This window comes from Mangrovimonas xylaniphaga, from assembly GCF_001280435.1.
Taxonomy (GTDB): Bacteria; Bacteroidota; Bacteroidia; order Flavobacteriales; family Flavobacteriaceae; genus Mangrovimonas_A; species Mangrovimonas_A xylaniphaga.
In genome coordinates this window covers 61,502-81,959 of record NZ_LBIP01000013.1, presented here as the reverse complement: position 1 = coordinate 81,959, position 20,458 = coordinate 61,502, and the positions used below count along the sequence as shown (strand labels likewise).

The following is a 20,458-nucleotide window of genomic DNA, read 5'->3' as shown; positions in this document are numbered from 1 at the left end:
ATTTAAACATCATAATCTTGACTAAATATAACTAAAATGGCAACTAAAGAATATTTCAAGGGCATCAAACATATCGAGTATGAGGGGAATTTGTCCCATAATCCATTGGCATTTAAATATTATGACCCCAATAGGATAGTGGCAGGGAAAACCATGCGGGAGCATTTTAAGTTTGCCGTAGCGTATTGGCATACGTTCTGTGGCCAAGGTGCCGATCCTTTTGGAGTGGGCACGCAGAATTTTCCTTGGGATCAGTCTTCAGATCCCATTCAGGCCGCGAAAGACAAGGCAGATGCCGCGTTTGAGTTCCTAGACAAAATTGGATTTGATTATTACTGTATGCACGATTTTGATCTGGTTCAGGAAGCTCCAACTTTTGCAGAATCGGAAAAGCGCTTGAGTACTATTGTGGATTATATCAAGAATAAGCAGAAATTCCATGGTAAAAAGTTACTTTGGGGAACCTCCAATTGCTTCACACACCCTAGGTATATGAATGGTGCAGCTACCAATCCAGATTTTAAAGTGTTGGCAAGAGCAGGAGGACAGGTAAAATTAGCTATAGATGCGACCATTGCCTTAAATGGTGAAAACTATGTGTTTTGGGGTGGTCGAGAAGGTTATATGTCCTTATTGAATACAGATATGGCAAGGGAGTTGAACCATTTGGCCCAGTTTTTAACTATGGCTCGCGATTATGCCAGAAAGCAAGGCTTTAAAGGCACTTTTTTCATTGAGCCCAAACCTATGGAACCTACAAAGCACCAATATGATTTTGACACCGCCACGGCCATTGGGTTTTTAAAGGAATATGGATTGGAACGCGATTTTAAAATCAATGTGGAAGTTAACCATGCAACCTTGGCACAGCACACTTTTCAGCACGAATTGGAAGTGGCTGCACGGGCGGGAATGTTGGGCAGTATCGATGCGAATAGAGGGGATTACCAAAATGGTTGGGACACCGATCAATTTCCTAACAACATACAAGAAGTCACCGAAGCTATGTTAGTGTTTTTAAAGGCAGGTGGTTTGCAGGGGGGCGGTGTTAATTTTGATGCTAAAATCCGTCGTAATTCTACCGATTTGGAAGACATCTTTTTGGCACATATTGGAGGTGCCGATACGTTTGCCAGAGCTTTGATTACAGCAGACAAAATCATTTCCTATTCTGGTTATGATTCCTTAAGAAAACAGCGTTACAGTTCTTTCGATTCAGGAAAAGGTAAAGAGTTTGAAAAAGGAAAGTTGGACTTGTCAGATTTGTATGAAATCGCTGCAGAAGATGGTGAAATTCCATTGCAAAGTGGTAAACAGGAGTTGTTTGAAAATATTATTAGCCAATACATTTAAATCGGATATATGTCATTTTTAAAGTTATAGGGATTAACGATAAAGGTTAGCTCCCAAATTTCTTATGGCCATTAAAAAATCAATTAAATTTTAAATATAAGTCTTACCTTACAACAGTAAAAATTATAATACCTAATAACTAAACTACTATTTATGGAAACAGTTTTGCAAACCGCCGACTGGTGGGTTTTGGGACTCTATTTTTTGGCCCTTATTGCCGTGGCGGTATGGGTTGTACTTCAAAAGAATAAAAACACAGAAGATTACTTTTTGGCAGGCCGTAATGTGGGCTGGTTCGTTATTGGAGCCTCTATTTTTGCTTCAAATATCGGGTCGGAGCACGTTGTTGGATTAGCGGGGACGGGTTTTGAATCGGGCACTCCAATGGCGCATTATGAATTGCATGCTTGGATTGTACTGCTTTTGGGATGGTTGTTTTTACCATTTTACATTAGGAGTGGTGCTTTTACCATGCCCGAATTTTTGGAAAAACGATTTGATAGTCGCTCTAGATGGTTCTTGTCGGTTTTTTCATTGTTGGCTTATGTTTTGACTAAGGTGTCTGTAACCATTTACGCCGGAGGAATTGTGGTTTCTGAATTGTTGGGAATCCCTTTTTGGTATGGCGCTATTGGCATCGTCATTTTCACTGGAATTTATACCGTAGTGGGAGGGATGAAGGCCGTAATTTATACGGAAACGCTTCAAACGGTTATCCTTATTTTGGGATCGATGATCATTACCTATTTAGGAATGCAGGAAGTAGGCGGGTGGTCGCAATTGAGGGAAACTGTTACGGCGGTGAGCCCAGATCATTTCAACATGTGGCGTCCAATAACTGACCCCGATTTTCCTTGGACAGGAATGTTATTTGGAGGGACCGTTGTAGGGGTTTGGTATTGGTGTACCGATCAATATATCGTGCAGCGTACCTTGGCAGCCCATAATATTAAAATAGGTAGAAGAGGCGCCATTTTTGGAGCGTATTTAAAGTTGTTGCCTATCTTGATTTTCTTGATTCCCGGTATCATCGCTTTTGCTTTGACCATTCAAAACCCAGAAATGTTCGGGGTAGAGAAAGCGGATAGAGCATTTCCAATGTTGGTGAAAACCTTGTTGCCAGTTGGATTGAAAGGTTTGGTTGCAGGAGGATTGATGGCAGCGCTTATGAGTTCGTTGGCATCAGTGTTCAATTCTTGCTCGACGATTTTCACTATTGATATTTACAAGAAGTTGAAACCACAAAAAAGCGAACGTGAATTGCTTACCATTGGTAAAGTAGCTACCGGTTTTATTGTAATATTGGGGATTATCTGGATTCCTATTATGGAAAAAATTGGAGGTGGTGTGATGTACCAATATCTTCAAAATGTACAGTCGTATATTGCGCCTCCTGTAACTGCGGTATTCCTTTTGGGGATTATCTGGAAACGTGTCAATTCCCAAGCGGCCATTACAACTTTAATGACGGGATTGGTGTTGTTGATTTTACGTTTGGGATCTGAAATTTATTATCAGCCACAAATTGCTTCCGGGGAAACGGTAGATAGCATTATGTTTAGTTTTGCCTCCATCAATTTTGCCCATATGGCTATCTTCATGTTTATTTTCTCAGTGATTTTATGTGTCACTGTTAGTTTGGCTACTGGGGCTCCAAATTATGAGAAAATCAGTGGTCTTTCTTTTGGAACCTTGACAGCTGAAGATAAAGCTGCTTCAAAAGGTAGTTATGCTACAATCGACATAGTACTTTCGGTACTTTTAGTTGTCATTGTGGTCGCTATTCTATCGTATTTTACGAGTTAATTTTTCTGAACCTTACTATAAAATGGCCAATCAATTTTGATTGGCCATTTTTTTTGAAATTCACAAAAATAATTTTGTTTAGTCATTGTTAATTAAGCTTTTAGCGTTAATTTTAGTGAGTGAACTACAAAATGTTTATTTTGAAGTTTCCATTCGATTAGTAGCAAGCACTGAAAATATTAATCCATAAAAAAAATAGTATTATGAGCAACAGTAATTCAATTTTCGGACTTTTGGTAGGAACCGCGGTTGGCGCTACTTTAGGAATTCTTTTTGCACCAGAAAAGGGTAGTGTTACAAGACAACGCATCGCGGATGAAGCCATGTCGGCAGCAGACAAGTTTAACAGTACCGCACATGATTTAAAGGATAAAGCCAGTTCTAAGGCACACGATTTAAAAGATAAGGTTTCAAGTTTTATGAGCCATGATAAGGACTCGCTTGGTTCTAATTTGGAAAGCTTGGTGAAAGAAGCCAGTGTAAAAGCGGAGGACGTTATCTCTGTTTTGGAGAAAAAATTGGCGGACCTAAAAGCTCAAAACAAGAAATATCAAAAAGCCTAGTATGAATTTGTTTGAGTCATTAAATGAAGCATCATCCAAAGCCGTAGATTCGGGCGAAGTATTTTTGATCAAATCCAAGGAATATGCCAAGTTAAAGGTCTTTGAACAGCTCACCATTTCTATGAGCTTATTGGGCAAGGCCCTTTTAATAGGCAGTTTTATATTGATTGGTTTTTTCTTTTTTGCCATTGCCGCTGCCATCGCCTTAGGGAGAGTCTTGGACGACTATGCTTTGTCCACTACCATAGTTGGCGGTTTCTTTTTGCTATTGGCCCTTTTGGTGTACCTGCTTAGACATCTTATCAACAAAAAAGTGATACAGACCATGTCACATAAATTCTTTAATTGATTTTTATGAAAAAGTATAGTTCGTTTGCAGAAATAGAGCACGACTTAAAGCGGTTGGATTTGGAACGGAAGATTGCTTTGGAAGAACTGAAAGGCGTTAAAGGTGGCTTGAAGGAAGATTTGCGACCTTCCAATTGGATGCAGTTAGTGTTAAATTCCGTAGGAAAATATGGTGCTTATTTATTGTTTAAAAAGTTGTTTTAAACAGCTCAAATAGTTCTGAAACAAATCTACCCCGAACATTTTGTAAAGCAAGGATGTTTCGGGGTTTTTTGTGGTTTATAGTGACCAATAAACGTCTCCTATTGATGTATAATAACTTTTAATAACTTCCATGTAAGTTTTTGTGTAAAAGTTCTACTTTTGTTAAGATTAAATCAGAGAAATTATGTCAGATACAATTGAAAAAGTAAAATGCCTTATCATAGGTTCGGGACCTGCAGGATATACTGCAGCTATATATGCAGCTAGAGCTAACATGGCACCGGTATTGTACCAAGGAACCCAACCAGGGGGGCAGTTAACCACCACCAATGAAGTAGAGAACTTTCCTGGGTATCCAGAAGGAATCACAGGGCCAGAAATGATGATGGAGCTTCAAAAGCAAGCGGGCCGTTTTGGAACCGATATTAGAGATGGTTGGGTTACCAGAGTTGATTTTTCTGGAGATGTACACAGAGTTTGGGTAAATGACCATAAGGAAATCCACTGTGATTCTGTAATTATCTCTACAGGAGCCTCTGCAAAATATTTGGGATTGGTTTCTGAACAAAAATATTTGAAGCTTGGAGGCGGGGTTTCTGCCTGTGCCGTTTGTGATGGTTTCTTTTATAGAAATCAAGAGGTAGTGATTGTAGGCGCAGGAGATTCGGCTTGTGAAGAAGCTCACTATCTATCAAAATTGTGTTCAAAAGTAACGATGTTGGTAAGAAGAGATGTATTCCGCGCTTCAAAAATCATGGCCAATAGGGTTAAAAATACCAAGAATATTGAGATTCTATTCAATACAGAAACAGAGGAAGTATTGGGGGACGGACAAGTAGTAACGGGTGTAAAAGTTAAAGACAATGTTACAGGAGAAGTTAAAACCATTCCTGCTACCGGCTTCTTTGTGGCCATTGGTCATAAACCGAATACAGATATTTTTAAGGAGTATTTAGATTTGGATAAAACAGGGTATATTATCAACAAACCTGGTACTTCAAAAACCAATGTTGAGGGTGTATTTGTTAGTGGAGACGCTGCAGATCACGTCTACAGACAGGCTATTACAGCTGCGGGTACTGGATGTATGGCGGCCTTAGATGCTGAACGTTATTTGGCAGCCAAAGAAGCGCCTGTAGAAGCATAAAGAAATTTTTTCTTCAATAATATAAAATCCGAAGTCTGTACTTCGGATTTTTTTTTTTGTCGAATTTTGAATTTGATTAGGACATATTTAAAATTTTGCAATTCTTAATTAATTATAGGTTAAAGGCATGTTAAAACTTTGGGCTTAAGTATTATTTTCTAAATTAGCGGCTTTATTAACCCTAATTATAATTATGAAGCAATATTCAAAATTACTTTTAGCTAGTTTTTTAGCAGTGTTTTTTATAACACTTTCCTGTAGCGATGATGATGGCACGAAATCAGAAAGTCCAGCAATTACCTTATCTACCAATGCAGAATCTATTCCTTTAGGAGAAAGCATTACTTTTGAAGTAATGACCCATGAAAACCAAAACGTGACGGGGAATGCCACATATTTGGTGAACAATACTATTTTACAATCAAATGTATTTACTCCGGAAGCGGAGGGACAGTACACTGCTAGGGCAACCTTTGCTTTAAACGGTTCTAATCTTACCAGTAATACTGTTACTTTCGCCGTAACAGAAATGCTTTTAACTTCTATCGAAATTACTGCGGAAGCTGAAAGCATTGAAATTGGGGATACTTTCACTTTTGGTGTAAAAGGAAACAATGGTACTGATGTAACATCTGAGGCCACTTACTATATTAATGGAGAAGAAATTTCCTTTAACGAATATACTCCTGAAGAAATAGGTACTTATGAAGTAAAGGCTACCTATATGCATGAAGGAACGCTTTTGGAAACTGAGCTGTTGGCTTTGGAAGTAACGTATCAGTCAACCGAAGTAACTGTTTTTGATGAGGTGGTATTTTATGATGGTTACCAAGGAACTGTAAGTGAGCCGGTACCTGCGGGAGTTATTCGAAAAAGTAATGCTTCAAATATAACTAAATTAAGTGCTGAAGCGATTGAGTTATTTAGTGATGAGTTAACTATGCAAGTAACTATTGGTGCTTTGTGTGATAACTATGATAGAATTGGTGGTGTGTATTTAAATTTGGTGCCTAGTGGTTCGGAATTTAGTACAGATATTGTAGAAGAGCGCATCGAAATAGGACGTTTTATCACACCATTCATGAATAAAAATTATCAGCCTACAGAAGTGCCTTACGAATTTGAAGTTGGCAATTTAGCCTTGTTATTCAATGACCCAGTAATCAGTAGTACTTATGATTTTTGGATTGAATTATATGTGTTCGGTGTCTCTTCTGCGGCTCAAAAAGAAGTGTCAGGATGTACGGGAAGAATTGATACCTTCTTAGGAACTTTAAAGTTTATTTCTAGTGATAAAACCTATGAGCATGTGGCACAACATTTAGAGCCAATTGCTTCTAGTGTGCGTGTGAATAACTATAACTCCAATGGAACAGATGTTATAGGAGAAACTACCAAGACATTTACCTTCGATGTTGAAGAAAATTTAAGCAATGCCAAAATACATGTGATAACTTCCAATCACGGAGCTAATTCTGGGGGTGAAGAGTATGTGAGAAGAGAGCATTTTATATATTTTGACAATACCCAATTAGATATGTATAAGCCTGGAGGTAAATCTTGTGAGCCTTATCGTCAATATAACACTCAAGGTAACGGAATTTATGGTAGTTCACCAAGAACAGAAGCTCAATGGACGTCTTGGAACAACTGGTGTCCTGGAGATGTTATTCCTATTAGAAGTTATGAATTGGGAGAAGTTTCTCAAGGGACACACTCATTTAAAATTGAAGTTCCGGACGCAGAATTTGTTGACGGAAAAGGTTATATCCCGGTATCGGTTTACATACAAGGGGATATCAATTAGAAAGCATAAACTACAACTAAAACTACAAAAACTACAATAAAAAAATCCGAAGCGTAACTGCTTCGGATTTTTTATATCTATTTGTTTAAGAACTTATATTGTTTCAGGTAACGTATAAGTTCTTCCTTTGTTTTGTTCTTTTAAATAGTCCATTAAAGGCGCAAAGTAATCCAGCATAGGTTTCGCGCTCATTTCGCTTCCTACACTTGATTTTAAAAGCTCTCTCCAATCATTGTTAGCTCCAGTTTCCAATACTCCTCTTAAGAAAGTCCCTACGTCCTTGCTTCCAAAGTAGTTGGTAGCATGTGGATCTTGGTGTAAGATGTTTTTAGCAATGTGATCGTGGAATTGGAACAATAAAATGTAGGAGATGGCATAGTCATAATATTGAGCTGCATCATCATTGATGTGTGTTTTTGAAGCAGCATCACAGAATTCTTCTCCTCTTTCTGATGGAGGTACCATACCTTGGTATTTTTTAGCCAATTCCCACCATTTTGCATTGTATTGGTCTTTTGGTAAGTTTTCTGCATACAAAGCGTTTTCAAACTCACTCATTACTCCTGCAGAGAATGGTAAAAACACAACATAGTTCAAGGCTTCTTTCAATAGGTTTTGAGTCTCGTCAATTTGTACACTTTCGTCAACTAGACCTTTACTGGCCAAGAAAGGCTTTTGCATTGCAGCCAATCCTAATAAACTTCCAATGGCTTCGTGGTACCCTCTATTGGCTCCAGCGCGTAATAATGGTGGTACATTTGGATTGGTATAGGCTTGGTAGTAGTAAATATGTCCCAATTCATGGTGAATGGTCTCATAGTAATCTGCTGTAGGCTCTACACTCATCAAACAACGCAAATCATTTTCAAGATCCATGTGCCATGCAGAAGCGTGGTTATTCTTTTTGTAATCAGCATCGGCAGGTAGTGGGTACATGCTTGATTTTTCGTAGAAACTCGCTGGAAGTGGATCGAAACCAATGCTCACATAAAAGTTTTCTCCTTCTTTTACAATCCACTCAGGATCTTTGTCAGCCAAGGCAGCGTCAATATCCAACCCTTCAACATTTACCAATGGACTCCAGTCTTGTCCCCAACGGTTAGGCAACCAGTGGGCAGGAATGTACTCAGGTACTTCGGCATTATATTTTTTAGCCAATTCGTAACGTGCCCAAGTATGGAGTTCGCGGTATAGAGGCCAAACCTCTTTCACCATTTTGTTCATTTCGGCAAGCATTTCCTGGCGGTTCATTCCGTATTCAGAAACTTGGTAACTAAAGTAATCGTCATAACCTAAAGCCTGTACCGTTTGGTTGCGCAATTGACGTAAGTTTTCCAAGCCGTCTTTTAGATCTTTTCCAACTGCTTTTGAGGCTTCCCAGTTTTTAAGACGCTCGGTTTCGTTCGAAGATTCTCTTAAAACTTTATCTATATCTCCAGTAGTTATTGATTTTCCATCCACTTGAAAATCGAAACCATAAAGGGTTTCACTTTGTGCATTTTGAGCAGCAATTCTTTTGGATACAATATCCGAAACAGTTTCAGGGTTGTTTCCTGCACCGTAAAGAATGGTGTTCAATTGGCGTACCTGCACGATGTCCAATTCGTCCTTATGCTCTAAAAACTGTTTTGTTTTTTCAATAACTTCCGTGCTTCCTGTGAATTTAGCGTAAGCTTCATTGGCTTTTTGTACGTTGTAAGCGTTGGTGCTGTCACCTGCTACAATGTGTGTATTGGCAGCCCATTCTGCTTTGGAAGAATCATAGTACAATTTTTTGTAGGTTTTGGAATAGTCATCCAAAAAGGCTTGAGCTTCCTCTTTGACATTAGAAGACGCCTCTTGTTTTTTGTCTTCTTCTTTACAAGCAAACATTGCAAGCAGAAGAAAAACTAAAGGGGTTAATTTTCTCATTTGTGTAGTATAATTATAGAATTTAATTAGTTTCTTTTTTTTGAAGTTTGGCCGTTCCCGTAAATTTGTTGATGGTTATTTGCGGTTCGTGGTACAGGTATATTTCAGAATTTCCGGCGGCGTCTATAGTTACATTTTCTTCAACTCCAATGGCCACATAACTGCTGAGGTCGCTTACCAGATTACAGGTTTTAACCGTAAACTCTTTTCCTTCAAAACTTGACGAGTTATCAGTGCGAATCAAGCAGGATTTTGAAGCCCCTTCAATATTGGCATCTGCACGTTGGTACATGTCCAATTTTACATATTTGCTGTTGATCAAGGCTTCGGTTTTGCTGTTGTCGTTTAAGATAATCTTGGAGCTATCTGCAGAAACATTCAATTTCACCTTGGATTTGTCATGGCTTGAAAACTCAAAATTAGTTGCATTAATGTTGAGATAGGCACGGGCAGAACCAGAGGTTTTTAGAGAGGTATTTTTTAATTCCAAAGAAGTGAGAGACCTTACTTCGCCATCGTCCTTCACTTCAATATATTTCAGGTCATGACTATAATTGACCGTAATGTGCATTTTCTTGGAGGAGGTAATTTTTTTTGAAGAGCTGAAGACCAAGGTGCTGTCCTTTACTTCAAAAAGAATGATTTCGTGTAGGTTATCGTCGGTTTCAATTTCTACGGAGGGCTTTGAGTTATAGATGATTTCTACTGAAAAGTCCTCGCCAACTATAATTTTGTTGAATGCATCAATGTAGGTTTGCTTGATGGTTACATTCCTGTCACCTTTTATTTTATCGTCGCTTTGGCCAGAGGCCGTTAGAATAAAACCTATGCCGATACATAACGTTAAAAGGATTTTGCTCATTAGGTTTATTTAAGGTTCGTTAAGCAAATATATACAAAAACCATCCCAAACTCTAAAATGAGCTTGAAATGGTTTTCAAAATGATTGGCTTGTTGGTGTTTATTGTGCTGTCTAGTGCTTTTTGATACTTCCCGAAACGTTATCGCTTTTTTCTATCTTTTCTGGATTGCCATAGTAGGTTACATCGCCGCCACTGGTGGCCGTTGCAATGAGTTCCTTGGAAGTGTTTACCTTGATTCCTGCACCACTGGATGCTTTGACGTGCGAAGATTCGGTGCTTAGGTTTTCGGCATCAATATCGCTACCGCTGCTGGCGGATGCAATAAAATCGGTAGTACTTCCGGATAGGTCCAATTCGCTTCCGCTGGAAGAACTACAATCGATGGATTTGGCCTGTATGTCCAACTCCATGTCGCTACCGCTGGAAGTTTCCAATACAAAATGATCGCCTTCAATGGTATTGGTGCCATGCACATCGCTGCCGCTAGTGGCTTTGATTCTGGATACTTTGTCAAAATTCACCATCACCTTTTTAGAGGCTGAACTGGAAATGTTTTGGTTAGCGTAAATCTTCAAGACATCTCCATCAACTTCCGTTACTATAACGTCTTGAAGATTTTCATCGGCTTCCACCGAAATGCTAGGTGTGTCACTTTGTGTTAGGTAGACATCAAGTCCTCTACTGATTTTTATTTCTGTATACTCGCCGGTTACCTGGCGTTGTTCAGTAGTTACGTTTCCATTGCCCTTTATCCCAGAAATTTTAAAATCCAGGTTGCAGGAGCTTGCTAGAGCTCCCAACAGGGCTGCAATAATAATTTTGGATAAGGTTGTCATAACTGATTGTTTTTTGATTGATAATTGCTTGTGTAAATGTATGATTTGTTGTTGATGAATGGTTTTATAAACGTATGGGTTGTCGATTTTTAATGATGAACTGTAGCTTAGTTGTCGTCTGAGGTAATTTCAATGCCCTCATCTGAAATGTTGACCTTTACATCTTCTTTTTTAGCCTTCAGTCCTTGGTCGTTAATTTCAATTTGAACACTGTCCTTTTTAAAGCGAACTCCTTCTTCATCAATGTTAAGGCCTGAATTTTCATCATTGACATTCACTTTTACTTTGAACTCATTATCGTCACAATCCAAACAAATGGTGTTGTCTTCCATTACTTTTAAAGTGTGAGAGGTGTCGTCATAAGTTGCAATATTGTCACTGTTCCTATTGTGTCTTAAGTAGGATCGCGTATTGCCATGTAAATTGAACACCATACCTTCTGGTAAATACAGGATCACGGTAACGTTTTGATCGGAAAATTTGTTTTTATAATCCGTATGCAAATAGTTGCTCAGCAATAACTGGTTGTTTTTGAGCTCAAACTCATAATCTATTTTCTCGGCCGTTTCCCTAGCTTCAATATAGTCGCTACCCTTGGCTTCTTTTACAATTTGCAAATAGGCCATACTGTCTGAGGTAGAACGAATGTTAAGCATCACATTCTTTGAGAAAATCACCTTTTGGTCTTCATTGTTATACTTGATTTCAAAGCCACCTTCTCTGTGCATACCATATCTGTACTTATCAAATTCGCTGGACACCATTTTAATGGACAAGGTGTCCTTTTTAGAAAGATCTAAGGTTTCGGTTTGAGTGACTGAATTTTCCAAAGCAAAATGAGATGCTTCAGTAATTCCAATGACAATGATGCTTACTAGAGACAATAACCACAATCCTAATAAGGTGAATTTGGCCACATTTCCTATGGACTTAAGATTGTTGATCAATATTTTCAATCCTAAATAGAAAATGAAAAACAACGGGATCCCAAACAACAGGAACAATAGCACCGAGCCTACCCATAATGGCAGTCCAGTGGTGTTTAATGCTTCAGGGTAATCCATCCACCAAGGGCTGTAGAAACTAGAGCCTCCAAGAGAGAACAAGCTGATGATAAGCCCAAAAAGCAAAATCGCTCCAAAAATGATTAAAATGATGCCAATAAACTTGGCAAATATTTTAAGGAAGAACATGATAATGTCCCCAATGGTATCAAAGAACGATTTGGATGTCGATTTGATTCTGTTGCCCTGTTTGGGCAAATCGATACTTTTTACGGTGTCCGATACCGTTTGGGAGACATTTTCAAACCCGTCTTTAATTTTTTTTTCAATGTTGCTGATGTTTACAGGCTCTCCGGTCATTGTGAGTTTCTCAGCAGTGGTCACGGCCTCCGGGACCAATACCCAAAACAGGATATAGATGAACACGAAAGTACCTCCTGAGCCCAAAGCCAATAAAATCCACAACAAACGAATCCAGATGGCATCCACTCCTAAGTAGTGTCCCAAACCGGAAGACACACCTCCTATATAAGAGTTGTCGGTATCGCGATACAGTTTTTTTGAAGTTCTAGACTTGCTTTGGTAGCTTGTTTTTGGTTCGTCCTCAAAAATCTCGTCATCCACAAGATAATCCTCTGGTTGCCCCATGATGGCGATGACTTCCTCTACTTCCTTGTTGCCAATTACTTGTTTATCGTGCTGTACACGTTCGTTGAACAGTTCCGCAATGCGGGCTTCAATGTCTGCAATGATTTCTGAGCGACCTTGGGAGTCGGTAAATGAACGTTTGATAGCCTCAAGATAGCGTTGCAGTTTTAAGTATGCATCTTCATCGATATGAAAAAATATACCTGCTAAATTTATGTTGACTGTTTTATTCATTTTGTTTGTTTTTTTGGCTTGTTACTAGGTTTACGGCGTGTTGCAATTCACTCCAAGTGGTATTTAGTTCTTTTAAAAACAGCTTTCCGGTTTCGGTAAGTCCGTAATATTTTCTTGGAGGTCCAGAGGTGGATTCTTCCCAACGGTAATTGAGAAGCCCGGCATTCTTTAATCTTGTTAGTAGGGGGTATATGGTGCCTTCTACCACAAGCATTTTTGCGTCTTTTAGTGTATCCAAAATTTCTGCAACATAAGCATCGTCATCTTTTAGAATGGAGAGTATGCAGTATTCAAGGACACCTTTGCGCATCTGTGCTTTTGTGTTTTCTATTTTCATGTGTCAATGCTGTTTTTCAATGGAGCCAACAGGTCCATTGGGTTAATTTTTTGGTGGAAACTTCCTGATACTGTTCGTGTCATGGTCCTGGGCAATTAAAAGTTAAACTGTTCATTTTTTGATTGATTATTTGATGAAATTTATTGTAAAAGGGTAGTGGAACGGTTCGCCATCTCTAGCCTTAAGACTGGCTTTTATGATGAAAACCAATTCCAGGATAAATCCTATAAAGGCCAAAACTCCCAATCCACCACCTATATATAAAAGTGGTGAAGGTTTGCCAATATTGATATGGAAATCGTGCAACCCGTGAAAATCTATAAAGTCTATGCCATGAAGCAATTTAAAAACGAAAAAGGGAACGGTAAGGGTTCCAATAATCAAGGCATATAATAAAATGCTAATTTGAAAATTGATGGCCTGTTTGCCGTGTTGGTCTACAAACTCCGATTTATCCTTGTTCGCAATCCACAAAACAATAGGCCCGATAAAATTTCCCATGGGAATTACAAACCTTGAAAAGGTGGATAAATGAATAAATGTGGCGATATTTTTTTGGTGATTGTCTAGCATGGTTTTAAAACATATAATAGTTTCTTATGCAAATATATATCCAAAAGAAGGTATTATGCAATACAAAGTACTTAAAATTAACAAAATATTAACAATAATCAATTCCTTAATTTTCAATACTTTTAGTGAAATTTTAATCGTTATTATGAAGCTTACTCCAGCAAAAATCAACCTTTTCTTAATGTACAAATTACCGGCAGCCTACTTTACGGGCGTCCGTGCTACCTATATCGATGATGAACGTTGCGAGGTTAGGGTGAGGCATCGTTGGATCAACCAAAACCCATTTCGATCCATGTTTTGGGCTGTTCAGGGAATGGCGGCCGAATTAACCACAGGGGCTTTGGTACTTTCTAAAATTAGGGAATCAGGAAAGTCAATTTCTATGTTGGTAGCTTCCAACAGTTCTACTTTTTCAAAAAAGGCTGTGGGCAAAATTATGTTCCAATGTGTGGATGGTCTTAAATTGGATGAAGCTATAGAAAAGGCAATTGCTACTAAGGAGGGGCAAAGTTTTGTAATGCATGCCAAAGGCGTGAATAGTGAAGGGGAAGAGGTGTCTTCATTTAGTTTTGAATGGACCATTAAATTAAAGGAGCGGCTGTAACAAAGTGTAAAAATGAACAACTTATAGATGTTTAATTAAAAAAGGAAAAGATGACAGCACACGAAATCGACTATAGAATTTATGGAGAAGAAATGCAATTTGTAGAAATTGAACTCGATCCCAATGAAGGGGTTGTAGCCGAAGCCGGTAGTTTTATGATGATGGATGATGGTGTGAAGATGGAAACTATTTTTGGAGATGGCTCTACAAAGAGCGGTGGTTTTTTAGACTCCATTTTGGGAGCTGGTAAGCGTATTTTAACAGGTGAGAGCCTGTTTATGACAGCGTTTTATAATACCCTACCCGGAAAGCGAAATGTATCTTTTGCATCGCCTTATCCTGGAAAAATTGTGCCTTTGGATTTAACCGAATTTGGAGGGAAGTTTATTTGCCAAAAGGATGCTTTTCTTTGTGCGGCTAAAGGAGTGAGTGTTGGTATAGAATTTAGTAAACGCTTGGGGAGAGGGCTTTTTGGTGGTGAAGGATTTATCATGCAGAAGTTGGAAGGAGACGGAATGGTATTTGTTCACGCCGGAGGAACTTTGGCCAAAAAAGTTCTACAACCAGGAGAGGTTCTTAAGGTTGACACAGGGTGTATTGTTGGGTTTACCAAGGAGGTAGATTATGACGTTGAATTTGTTGGAGGTATAAGAAACTCCATCTTTGGAGGAGAAGGATTGTTCTTTGCCAGATTACAGGGACCAGGAACGGTTTACATTCAATCTTTACCATTCAGCCGACTTGCGGGAAGGGTATTGGCCAATGCGCCTCAGGCAGGAGGACGAAGTAAAGGAGAAGGCAGTATTCTTGGCGGTTTGGGCGATTTATTGGATGGGGACAACCGTTTTTAAGGCTTTAATAATAGTTTCTTAAAGCTGTATTAATGTTTGTTTTTTCGTGTTAAAATTTGAAGATTTTGGTCAGACATAAAGGTTTTTTTACTACATTTAAAACATGGAAAATCTAACAAAAGAGCCTATACATAAATCTACTTTAAACCTAAAAACCTAACAAACGCATGGCAAGAGCAATGTTTGAGTACACCAAAACAATCCTTAAAAAAGTGAGTTTTGATGCTACGTTGTTTTGCAAAGAGGTACAAAAGGCAGTCAATAGATTATTACCATATGAAATTGACGAACTTAGAATCTTTATCGATTCACTTGTACAGCAAAACCCAGAACTAAATCAATGTTTAATTTATTTAAAAGCATAAAGAAAAAGGCGACCAATTGGTGGCCTTTTTTATGACTCTTTTTTAGAATAATAAGGATTAGCGAGTTATCTTTGCCGAAAATTTCATTCTGAAAAAGATATTTCTTCTCATATTGCTTTTTGCTTTTTCCTTGCGCCCCATGTTCTACTTGGGCCAGATAGGCTATTATGAGTTGAATATCGACTACATTATTGAAACTTATTGTGTCAATAAGGACAAACCGCAGTTGCAATGTAATGGTAAATGTCATTTAGCAAAACAATTGCAGCTTACTTCAACGTCTTCAGAAGATAGTACCGAAGCTACATTTTTGGCAGAAGCTTTTTTTCCGGTGTTTTTGGTTCAACAGTCTGAAGTAATCTTTAAAAGCAACAATTTTAGCTTTCAGAAGAAACCCAGATTCTACTACAACAAGCAGTATGCCCATCTAGTTGAGCACTCCATCTACAAGCCTCCAATGGCCTAAAATTTAATATTCAATTTTTTTACAAGGCTTATGGTGCTTGCCATGAAAAGCACCCCAATATTAAATTTTACAAATGAAGATTATCAAATTTGCATTTGCAGTATTGCTATGCACCTCAATTATATCATGTTCATCTGATGATGACAATAATACAACAGACTTAACAGGTCAAACAGGAACTCTAGCTTTAAAATTCGACAATGGCGTAGGTGACCAAGATTTTATTTTTGGCGTGACCTATAATAAGTCCAACGGAGAATCCTATCAATTGGAAACCCTTAAATATATCATAAGCAACATTCGCGTAAAGGATGCCGAAGGAAATACATTTACCTACCCTTTGGAAAACAACGCTTTTATTATTGATGAGAGCAACGGTAACAATGCCGGTGAGATTTTTGTGACCTTGGACAATGTTGATGCAGCCGACTATACTGAAATTACCTTTGGTATTGGGATTGATCAGGAGCGTTTTGCGATGGGAGCTGAAGGACAAGGCGATTTTCTTGTAGAAGCCGAAGCGGCAGGAATGATGTGGTCTTGGGCAACCGGGTATAAATTTACACGTTTTGACGGCACCTTTTCAACAGGAGAGCTTGTGGATGAACCTTTGAACATTCATATGGGAAGTGTGGGGACTTCATTGGACAACTATAGAGAAGTAACCTTGTCATTTCCAAACACCGTAAGAGTAAGAGAAACAGCTTCCCCTGAAGTACATATCAAGGCGGATTTTGCCAAGGTTTTTGATGGAGAAACCTCTGTGAATTTTGCCGATGGTTACGGTCAGGTGCATACCAGTTCTGAAACAACGCCTGTAATTGCAAACAATCTTCCTGGCATGTTCGAAGTACATCATGTTCATAATAACTAATTAATAAGCTAGTGTTTGTCTGGAGCATTCTAAAGGATGTTCCAGCCTGTGCACTATCATTTAATATGACGTTGTGATGAAAAAGATCATTGTAATAATGTTTCTTCAGGTGTTTGTGTTGTCTTGTTCCAAAGATCAGGAAGTTGGTTATGTACCAGTACCCTTAGCTTTGGAAGCGCCATCCAATTTCCCTGAATTGACTTATAATTTGGATAACAATCCACTTACCGAAGCAGGTTTTGAGCTTGGGAAATCCTTGTTTTACGAAGGAAAGCTTTCGGTGAATGATGCCATTCCATGTGCTTTTTGCCATGAACAGGCCTTTGCCTTTACCCACCATGGGCATAATTTGAGTCATGGTGTTGATGGTGCCATTGGCCTGCGTAATTCTCTTCCAATTCAAAATTTGGCCTTTCTAAATGAATTTATGTGGGACGGAGCGGCTACGCATCTTGATATGCAGCCCATTATTCCTATTACGAGTCATTTGGAAATGGGGGAAACCATTGGCAATGTGGTTGAAAAGCTAAAGTCCGACCCTAATTACCAACAGCAGTTTGAAAGGGCCTTTGAAGATGGTGCCGTGAACGCTGCCAATATGCTCAAGGCATTATCACAGTTTATGGTGATGATGGTGTCTTCCAATTCAAAATATGATAAATATGTTCGCAATGAAGATGACGTTACCTTATCTGCTATGGAATTGGATGGCTTGCAAACTTTTGAAAACAAATGTGCTTCTTGCCATGCCACCGATTTGTTTACAGATCAAACCTATCGAGACAATGGTTTGCCCATCAATCCGCAATTGGATGATAAAGGACGTTTTGACATTTTCGAAGACCCAAATGACCTTTACAAGTTTAGGGTGCCGAGTTTACGAAATGTAGAAAAATCCTATCCTTATATGCATGATGGGAGGTTCCAAACCCTAGAGGCTGTGTTGGATTTTTATGACCATGGGATGGTAGAAAATGGCAATGTAGATCCAATATTATTAAGAGAGGATCAAACCTATGGTATCTCTTTGGATGCTTATGAAAAGGAAAGTCTTATTGCCTTTTTGAAAACTTTAACCGATAATGAATTTTTGACTGATGAACGTTTTTCAGAATATTAAAAAACAGACGTTTTATACCGCTTTATTTCTGTGTTTGGGGGTTGTAACTGCTTCGCAAGCTTGTGATTTATGTGGTTGTACCACTAGTAGTGGGAGCTCCAGTTTTGGAGATTTAAGTACTTCCAATTTTGTTGGGGTACGCTATATCCATCAAGATTTTGAATCTAGGGATGGCATTTTTTCGAATTCACCCAAAAGTGAAGAAACGTTTCATACCTATCAATTGTGGGGAAGGGTTCCACTGTCCAAAAATATTTATGTAAGTGCGATTGTACCATTTCAGGATTTGTACAGACATTTTGATGACCGTACAGAGCATATTCATGGTTTGGGAGATATCAATATAATGGGATGGTACCAGCTTAATTTTTATAAAAAGCAGAAAAGGGATAGCTTGGTGTTTGCTAATAGAGAACTGTCTGGACATGGCTTGAATTTTGGTTTGGGAATGAAATTGCCAACAGGAGAATTTGAAGAGCAACTTACCGATAGAGTCAACCCAGGGTTTCAGGTTGGTACTGGAAGTTGGGATATGGTTGCTACCGTTTTGTATAGTTATAAAAAGAAGAACTTGGGAGTAGGGGCTAGTTTAGCTTATTACCTGAAGACTGAAAACGAGAATGACTATAAGTTCGGAAACCAGTTCAGCAGTGCTGCAAATGTGTTTTATGATGTGAATTTGAAAACCACCACATTGAGGCCCTTTCTAGGAGTGTCTGGAGATGTTTACGAAAGCATAGAGCAGTATGGAGAAACATTGGCCGATACCAATGGCCATATCATTTATGGTTCTTTGGGAGCTGAAGTTTCAAAGAATAAATTTATACTGGGATTAAAATATACCTTACCGATTGCCCAAGATTTGTTTGGTGGAGATGTGAATTCCCAACAACAGTATTCATTATATCTCAACTATAGCCTATAGTTGAGATATAATGATTTATAAAGGTTTGTCTGTTTATTTTGAAGCCGGCAGCGGACTGATAATTTTTACATTCTGAAAGGCAATGGCGCCTCTAATAATGCCAGAAATCACGGTTTGAAGGGCCTCGATAATTTGCATTTTCAGCTCACTTTTGTGGTAAATAATACTGACTTCGCGAGCAGGAGAGGGCTCTTCAAAATGACGTAGGTTGGATTGGAGTTTATCATTTAATTCCAAAGTATGCAGATATGGCAATAAAGTCATTCCAAGGCCTTCATTTGAGAGTTTTACCAAGGTTTCAATACTACCGCTTTCCAATTGAAAATTGTCGTCTACGTGGCTTTTAAATACTTTACAGAGGTTGATGACGCCATCCCTAAAGCAATGCCCATCTTCCAAAAGGAGCATGTCATCAATTTCAAGGTCATCTGTGCCAATTTTCGATTTTGCATGAAGTCGATGGCTTTCAGGAATGTAGGCAACGAAAGGCTCGTAATACAATACACGTTCTTTTATTGACTCATTTTGTAATGGGGTTGCGGCAATGGCAGCATCCAAATGCCCTTCACTAATACGGGTTATGATTTCTTCCGTAGTAAGTTCCTCAATAATCAATTTTACTTTTGGATGCCTTTTGATAAAGGTTTTTAGGAACATAGGTAATAAAGTAGGCATAACGGTTGGGATGATTCCTAACCTAAATTCACCTCCAACATAGCCTTTTTGTTGGTCTACAATATCTTGAATTCGGTCTGATTCATTTACAATATTTCGGGCCTGCTGAACAATTTTCCGACCTACATCCGTCAATTCTATTGGTTTTTTACTTCTGTCGAAAATGAGCACATCCAATTCGTCCTCCAATTTCTGTATTTGGGTACTTAAAGTAGGTTGTGTTACGAAGCATTTTTCTGCGGCTTTGGTAAAGTTTTTGTATTCCGCAATGGCTAAAACATAGTGAAGCTGGGTTATGGTCATGGGTTATTAATTTAAGCTATAAAAATATAAAAACTATTAATAAAACTTATGGAGCAATGTGTTAATTATGCCGTAAATTTGTATTAAACCTAAAAATCAAAACGTTATGACATTTAACAGTATTGGATTAGATACTAAACAAACAAAAGCCATTGCAGAAGACCTAAATGTGCTGTTGGCTAACTTTCAGATATATTACCAAAACTTAAGAGGAATTCACTGGAACATAAAAGGAAAGCGTTTCTTCGATTTACACGTGAAATTTGAAGAATTGTATACCGATGCCAATGTGAAGGTGGATGAAATTGCAGAGCGTATCTTGACTTTGGGAGCGACACCGTTGCATACATTTGAGGATTACACCAAAAGTGCCAAAGTACCAGTGGGAAAAAATATTTCACAAGATGAAAAGGCGGTCCGCCTGATTGTAGATTCCTTAAAGGAATTGTTGCAGATTGAAAGAGAGATTTTAGAGGCTGCAGGTGAGGCTAGTGACGAAGGAACCAATTCTATGATGAGTGATTTTATTACAGAACAGGAAAAAACCGTTTGGATGATGAAGGCTTGGTTAGATGAAAGCATCTAATGAGTGTTAATTGATAATGATTGGTGAAACCACTGCGTAAGCAGTGGTTTTT

22 protein-coding genes are annotated in these 20,458 nt (G+C 38.5%); 15 read left to right on the top strand and 7 right to left on the bottom strand.

Annotated elements, in window-relative coordinates; genetic code table 11:
- Positions 1–36: 36 nt before the first annotated feature.
- The 7 genes from xylA (at position 37) to ZA06_RS00420 (ending at position 7,228) form a co-directional block, all read left to right on the top strand.
- Positions 37–1,353 (top strand): xylose isomerase, encoded by a 1,317-nt coding sequence (gene xylA, locus ZA06_RS00450; protein WP_053975457.1) that lies wholly within the window; start codon positions 37–39, stop codon positions 1,351–1,353.
- A gap of 153 nt (positions 1,354–1,506) precedes the next feature.
- Complete coding sequence (locus tag ZA06_RS00445; protein WP_053975456.1) at positions 1,507–3,159, top strand: sodium:solute symporter; 1,653 nt, start codon at positions 1,507–1,509, stop codon at positions 3,157–3,159.
- Positions 3,160–3,362: 203 nt separating this feature from the next.
- Positions 3,363–3,722, top strand: a complete 360-nt coding sequence (locus ZA06_RS00440) for a YtxH domain-containing protein (protein ID WP_053975455.1) — start codon at positions 3,363–3,365, stop codon at positions 3,720–3,722.
- Between the two features lies 1 nt (position 3,723).
- Positions 3,724–4,071 (top strand): hypothetical protein, encoded by a 348-nt coding sequence (locus ZA06_RS00435; RefSeq protein ID WP_053975454.1) that lies wholly within the window; start codon positions 3,724–3,726, stop codon positions 4,069–4,071.
- 5 nt (positions 4,072–4,076) lie between these two features.
- A complete protein-coding gene (locus ZA06_RS00430) occupies positions 4,077–4,274 on the top strand; it encodes a DUF6327 family protein (protein WP_053975453.1) in 198 nt (65 codons plus the stop codon).
- Between the two features lie 184 nt (positions 4,275–4,458).
- Complete coding sequence (gene trxB / locus ZA06_RS00425) at positions 4,459–5,421, top strand: thioredoxin-disulfide reductase (RefSeq protein WP_053975452.1); 963 nt, start codon at positions 4,459–4,461, stop codon at positions 5,419–5,421.
- A gap of 193 nt (positions 5,422–5,614) precedes the next feature.
- The gene (locus ZA06_RS00420; protein ID WP_205625689.1) at positions 5,615–7,228 is read left to right on the top strand and encodes a peptide-N-glycosidase F-related protein; all 1,614 of its coding nucleotides are present in this window, start codon (positions 5,615–5,617) and stop codon (positions 7,226–7,228) included.
- A gap of 93 nt (positions 7,229–7,321) precedes the next feature.
- Here ZA06_RS00420 and ZA06_RS00415 read toward each other — a convergent pair whose 3' ends face one another.
- From ZA06_RS00415 to ZA06_RS00390, 6 genes are all read right to left on the bottom strand, one after another.
- The gene (locus ZA06_RS00415; RefSeq protein WP_053975451.1) at positions 7,322–9,139 is read right to left on the bottom strand and encodes a M2 family metallopeptidase; all 1,818 of its coding nucleotides are present in this window, start codon (positions 9,137–9,139) and stop codon (positions 7,322–7,324) included.
- Between the two features lie 22 nt (positions 9,140–9,161).
- Complete coding sequence (locus tag ZA06_RS00410) at positions 9,162–10,001, bottom strand: GIN domain-containing protein (RefSeq protein ID WP_053975450.1); 840 nt, start codon at positions 9,999–10,001, stop codon at positions 9,162–9,164.
- Positions 10,002–10,112: 111 nt separating this feature from the next.
- Positions 10,113–10,838, bottom strand: coding sequence for a head GIN domain-containing protein (locus ZA06_RS00405; protein ID WP_053975449.1), 726 nt, complete (start codon positions 10,836–10,838; stop codon positions 10,113–10,115).
- Positions 10,839–10,945: 107 nt separating this feature from the next.
- Positions 10,946–12,724: a PspC domain-containing protein gene (locus tag ZA06_RS00400; RefSeq protein ID WP_053975448.1), complete on the bottom strand. Its 1,779-nt coding sequence runs from the start codon at positions 12,722–12,724 to the stop codon at positions 10,946–10,948.
- Complete coding sequence (locus tag ZA06_RS00395) at positions 12,717–13,061, bottom strand: PadR family transcriptional regulator (RefSeq protein ID WP_053975447.1); 345 nt, start codon at positions 13,059–13,061, stop codon at positions 12,717–12,719. Before ZA06_RS00395 ends, ZA06_RS00400 begins: the two co-directional genes overlap by 8 nt.
- 126 nt (positions 13,062–13,187) lie before the next feature.
- Positions 13,188–13,634: a DUF4870 domain-containing protein gene (locus ZA06_RS00390; RefSeq protein WP_053975446.1), complete on the bottom strand. Its 447-nt coding sequence runs from the start codon at positions 13,632–13,634 to the stop codon at positions 13,188–13,190.
- Between the two features lie 145 nt (positions 13,635–13,779).
- Here ZA06_RS00390 and ZA06_RS00385 point away from each other — a divergent pair, with 145 nt between their 5' ends.
- The 7 genes from ZA06_RS00385 (at position 13,780) to ZA06_RS00355 (ending at position 18,842) form a co-directional block, all read left to right on the top strand.
- Positions 13,780–14,241, top strand: coding sequence for a DUF4442 domain-containing protein (locus ZA06_RS00385; protein ID WP_053977001.1), 462 nt, complete (start codon positions 13,780–13,782; stop codon positions 14,239–14,241).
- 50 nt (positions 14,242–14,291) lie between these two features.
- Entirely contained in the window at positions 14,292–15,092 is an 801-nt protein-coding gene (locus ZA06_RS00380; protein WP_053975445.1) for a TIGR00266 family protein, read from the top strand.
- Positions 15,093–15,259: 167 nt separating this feature from the next.
- On the top strand, positions 15,260–15,457 hold the full coding sequence (locus tag ZA06_RS00375) for a hypothetical protein (RefSeq protein WP_053975444.1): 198 nt from the start codon (positions 15,260–15,262) through the stop codon (positions 15,455–15,457).
- 139 nt (positions 15,458–15,596) lie between these two features.
- Positions 15,597–15,923: a hypothetical protein gene (locus ZA06_RS00370; RefSeq protein ID WP_053975443.1), complete on the top strand. Its 327-nt coding sequence runs from the start codon at positions 15,597–15,599 to the stop codon at positions 15,921–15,923.
- 73 nt (positions 15,924–15,996) lie between these two features.
- Complete coding sequence (locus ZA06_RS00365; RefSeq protein WP_053975442.1) at positions 15,997–16,797, top strand: MbnP family protein; 801 nt, start codon at positions 15,997–15,999, stop codon at positions 16,795–16,797.
- Positions 16,798–16,873: 76 nt separating this feature from the next.
- Positions 16,874–17,917 carry a cytochrome-c peroxidase gene (locus tag ZA06_RS00360; protein ID WP_053975441.1) on the top strand — a complete coding sequence of 348 codons (1,044 nt, stop codon included), beginning with the start codon at positions 16,874–16,876 and terminating at the stop codon, positions 17,915–17,917.
- The gene (locus tag ZA06_RS00355) at positions 17,895–18,842 is read left to right on the top strand and encodes a transporter family protein (protein ID WP_240472183.1); all 948 of its coding nucleotides are present in this window, start codon (positions 17,895–17,897) and stop codon (positions 18,840–18,842) included. The genes ZA06_RS00360 and ZA06_RS00355 overlap by 23 nt, the downstream gene beginning before the upstream one ends.
- Before the next feature lie 33 nt (positions 18,843–18,875).
- Here ZA06_RS00355 and ZA06_RS00350 read toward each other — a convergent pair whose 3' ends face one another.
- Entirely contained in the window at positions 18,876–19,820 is a 945-nt protein-coding gene (locus ZA06_RS00350) for a hydrogen peroxide-inducible genes activator (RefSeq protein ID WP_053975439.1), read from the bottom strand.
- A 106-nt stretch (positions 19,821–19,926) separates the two neighbouring features.
- Here ZA06_RS00350 and ZA06_RS00345 point away from each other — a divergent pair, with 106 nt between their 5' ends.
- Complete coding sequence (locus ZA06_RS00345) at positions 19,927–20,406, top strand: Dps family protein (protein WP_053975438.1); 480 nt, start codon at positions 19,927–19,929, stop codon at positions 20,404–20,406.
- Positions 20,407–20,458: the final 52 nt, after the last annotated feature.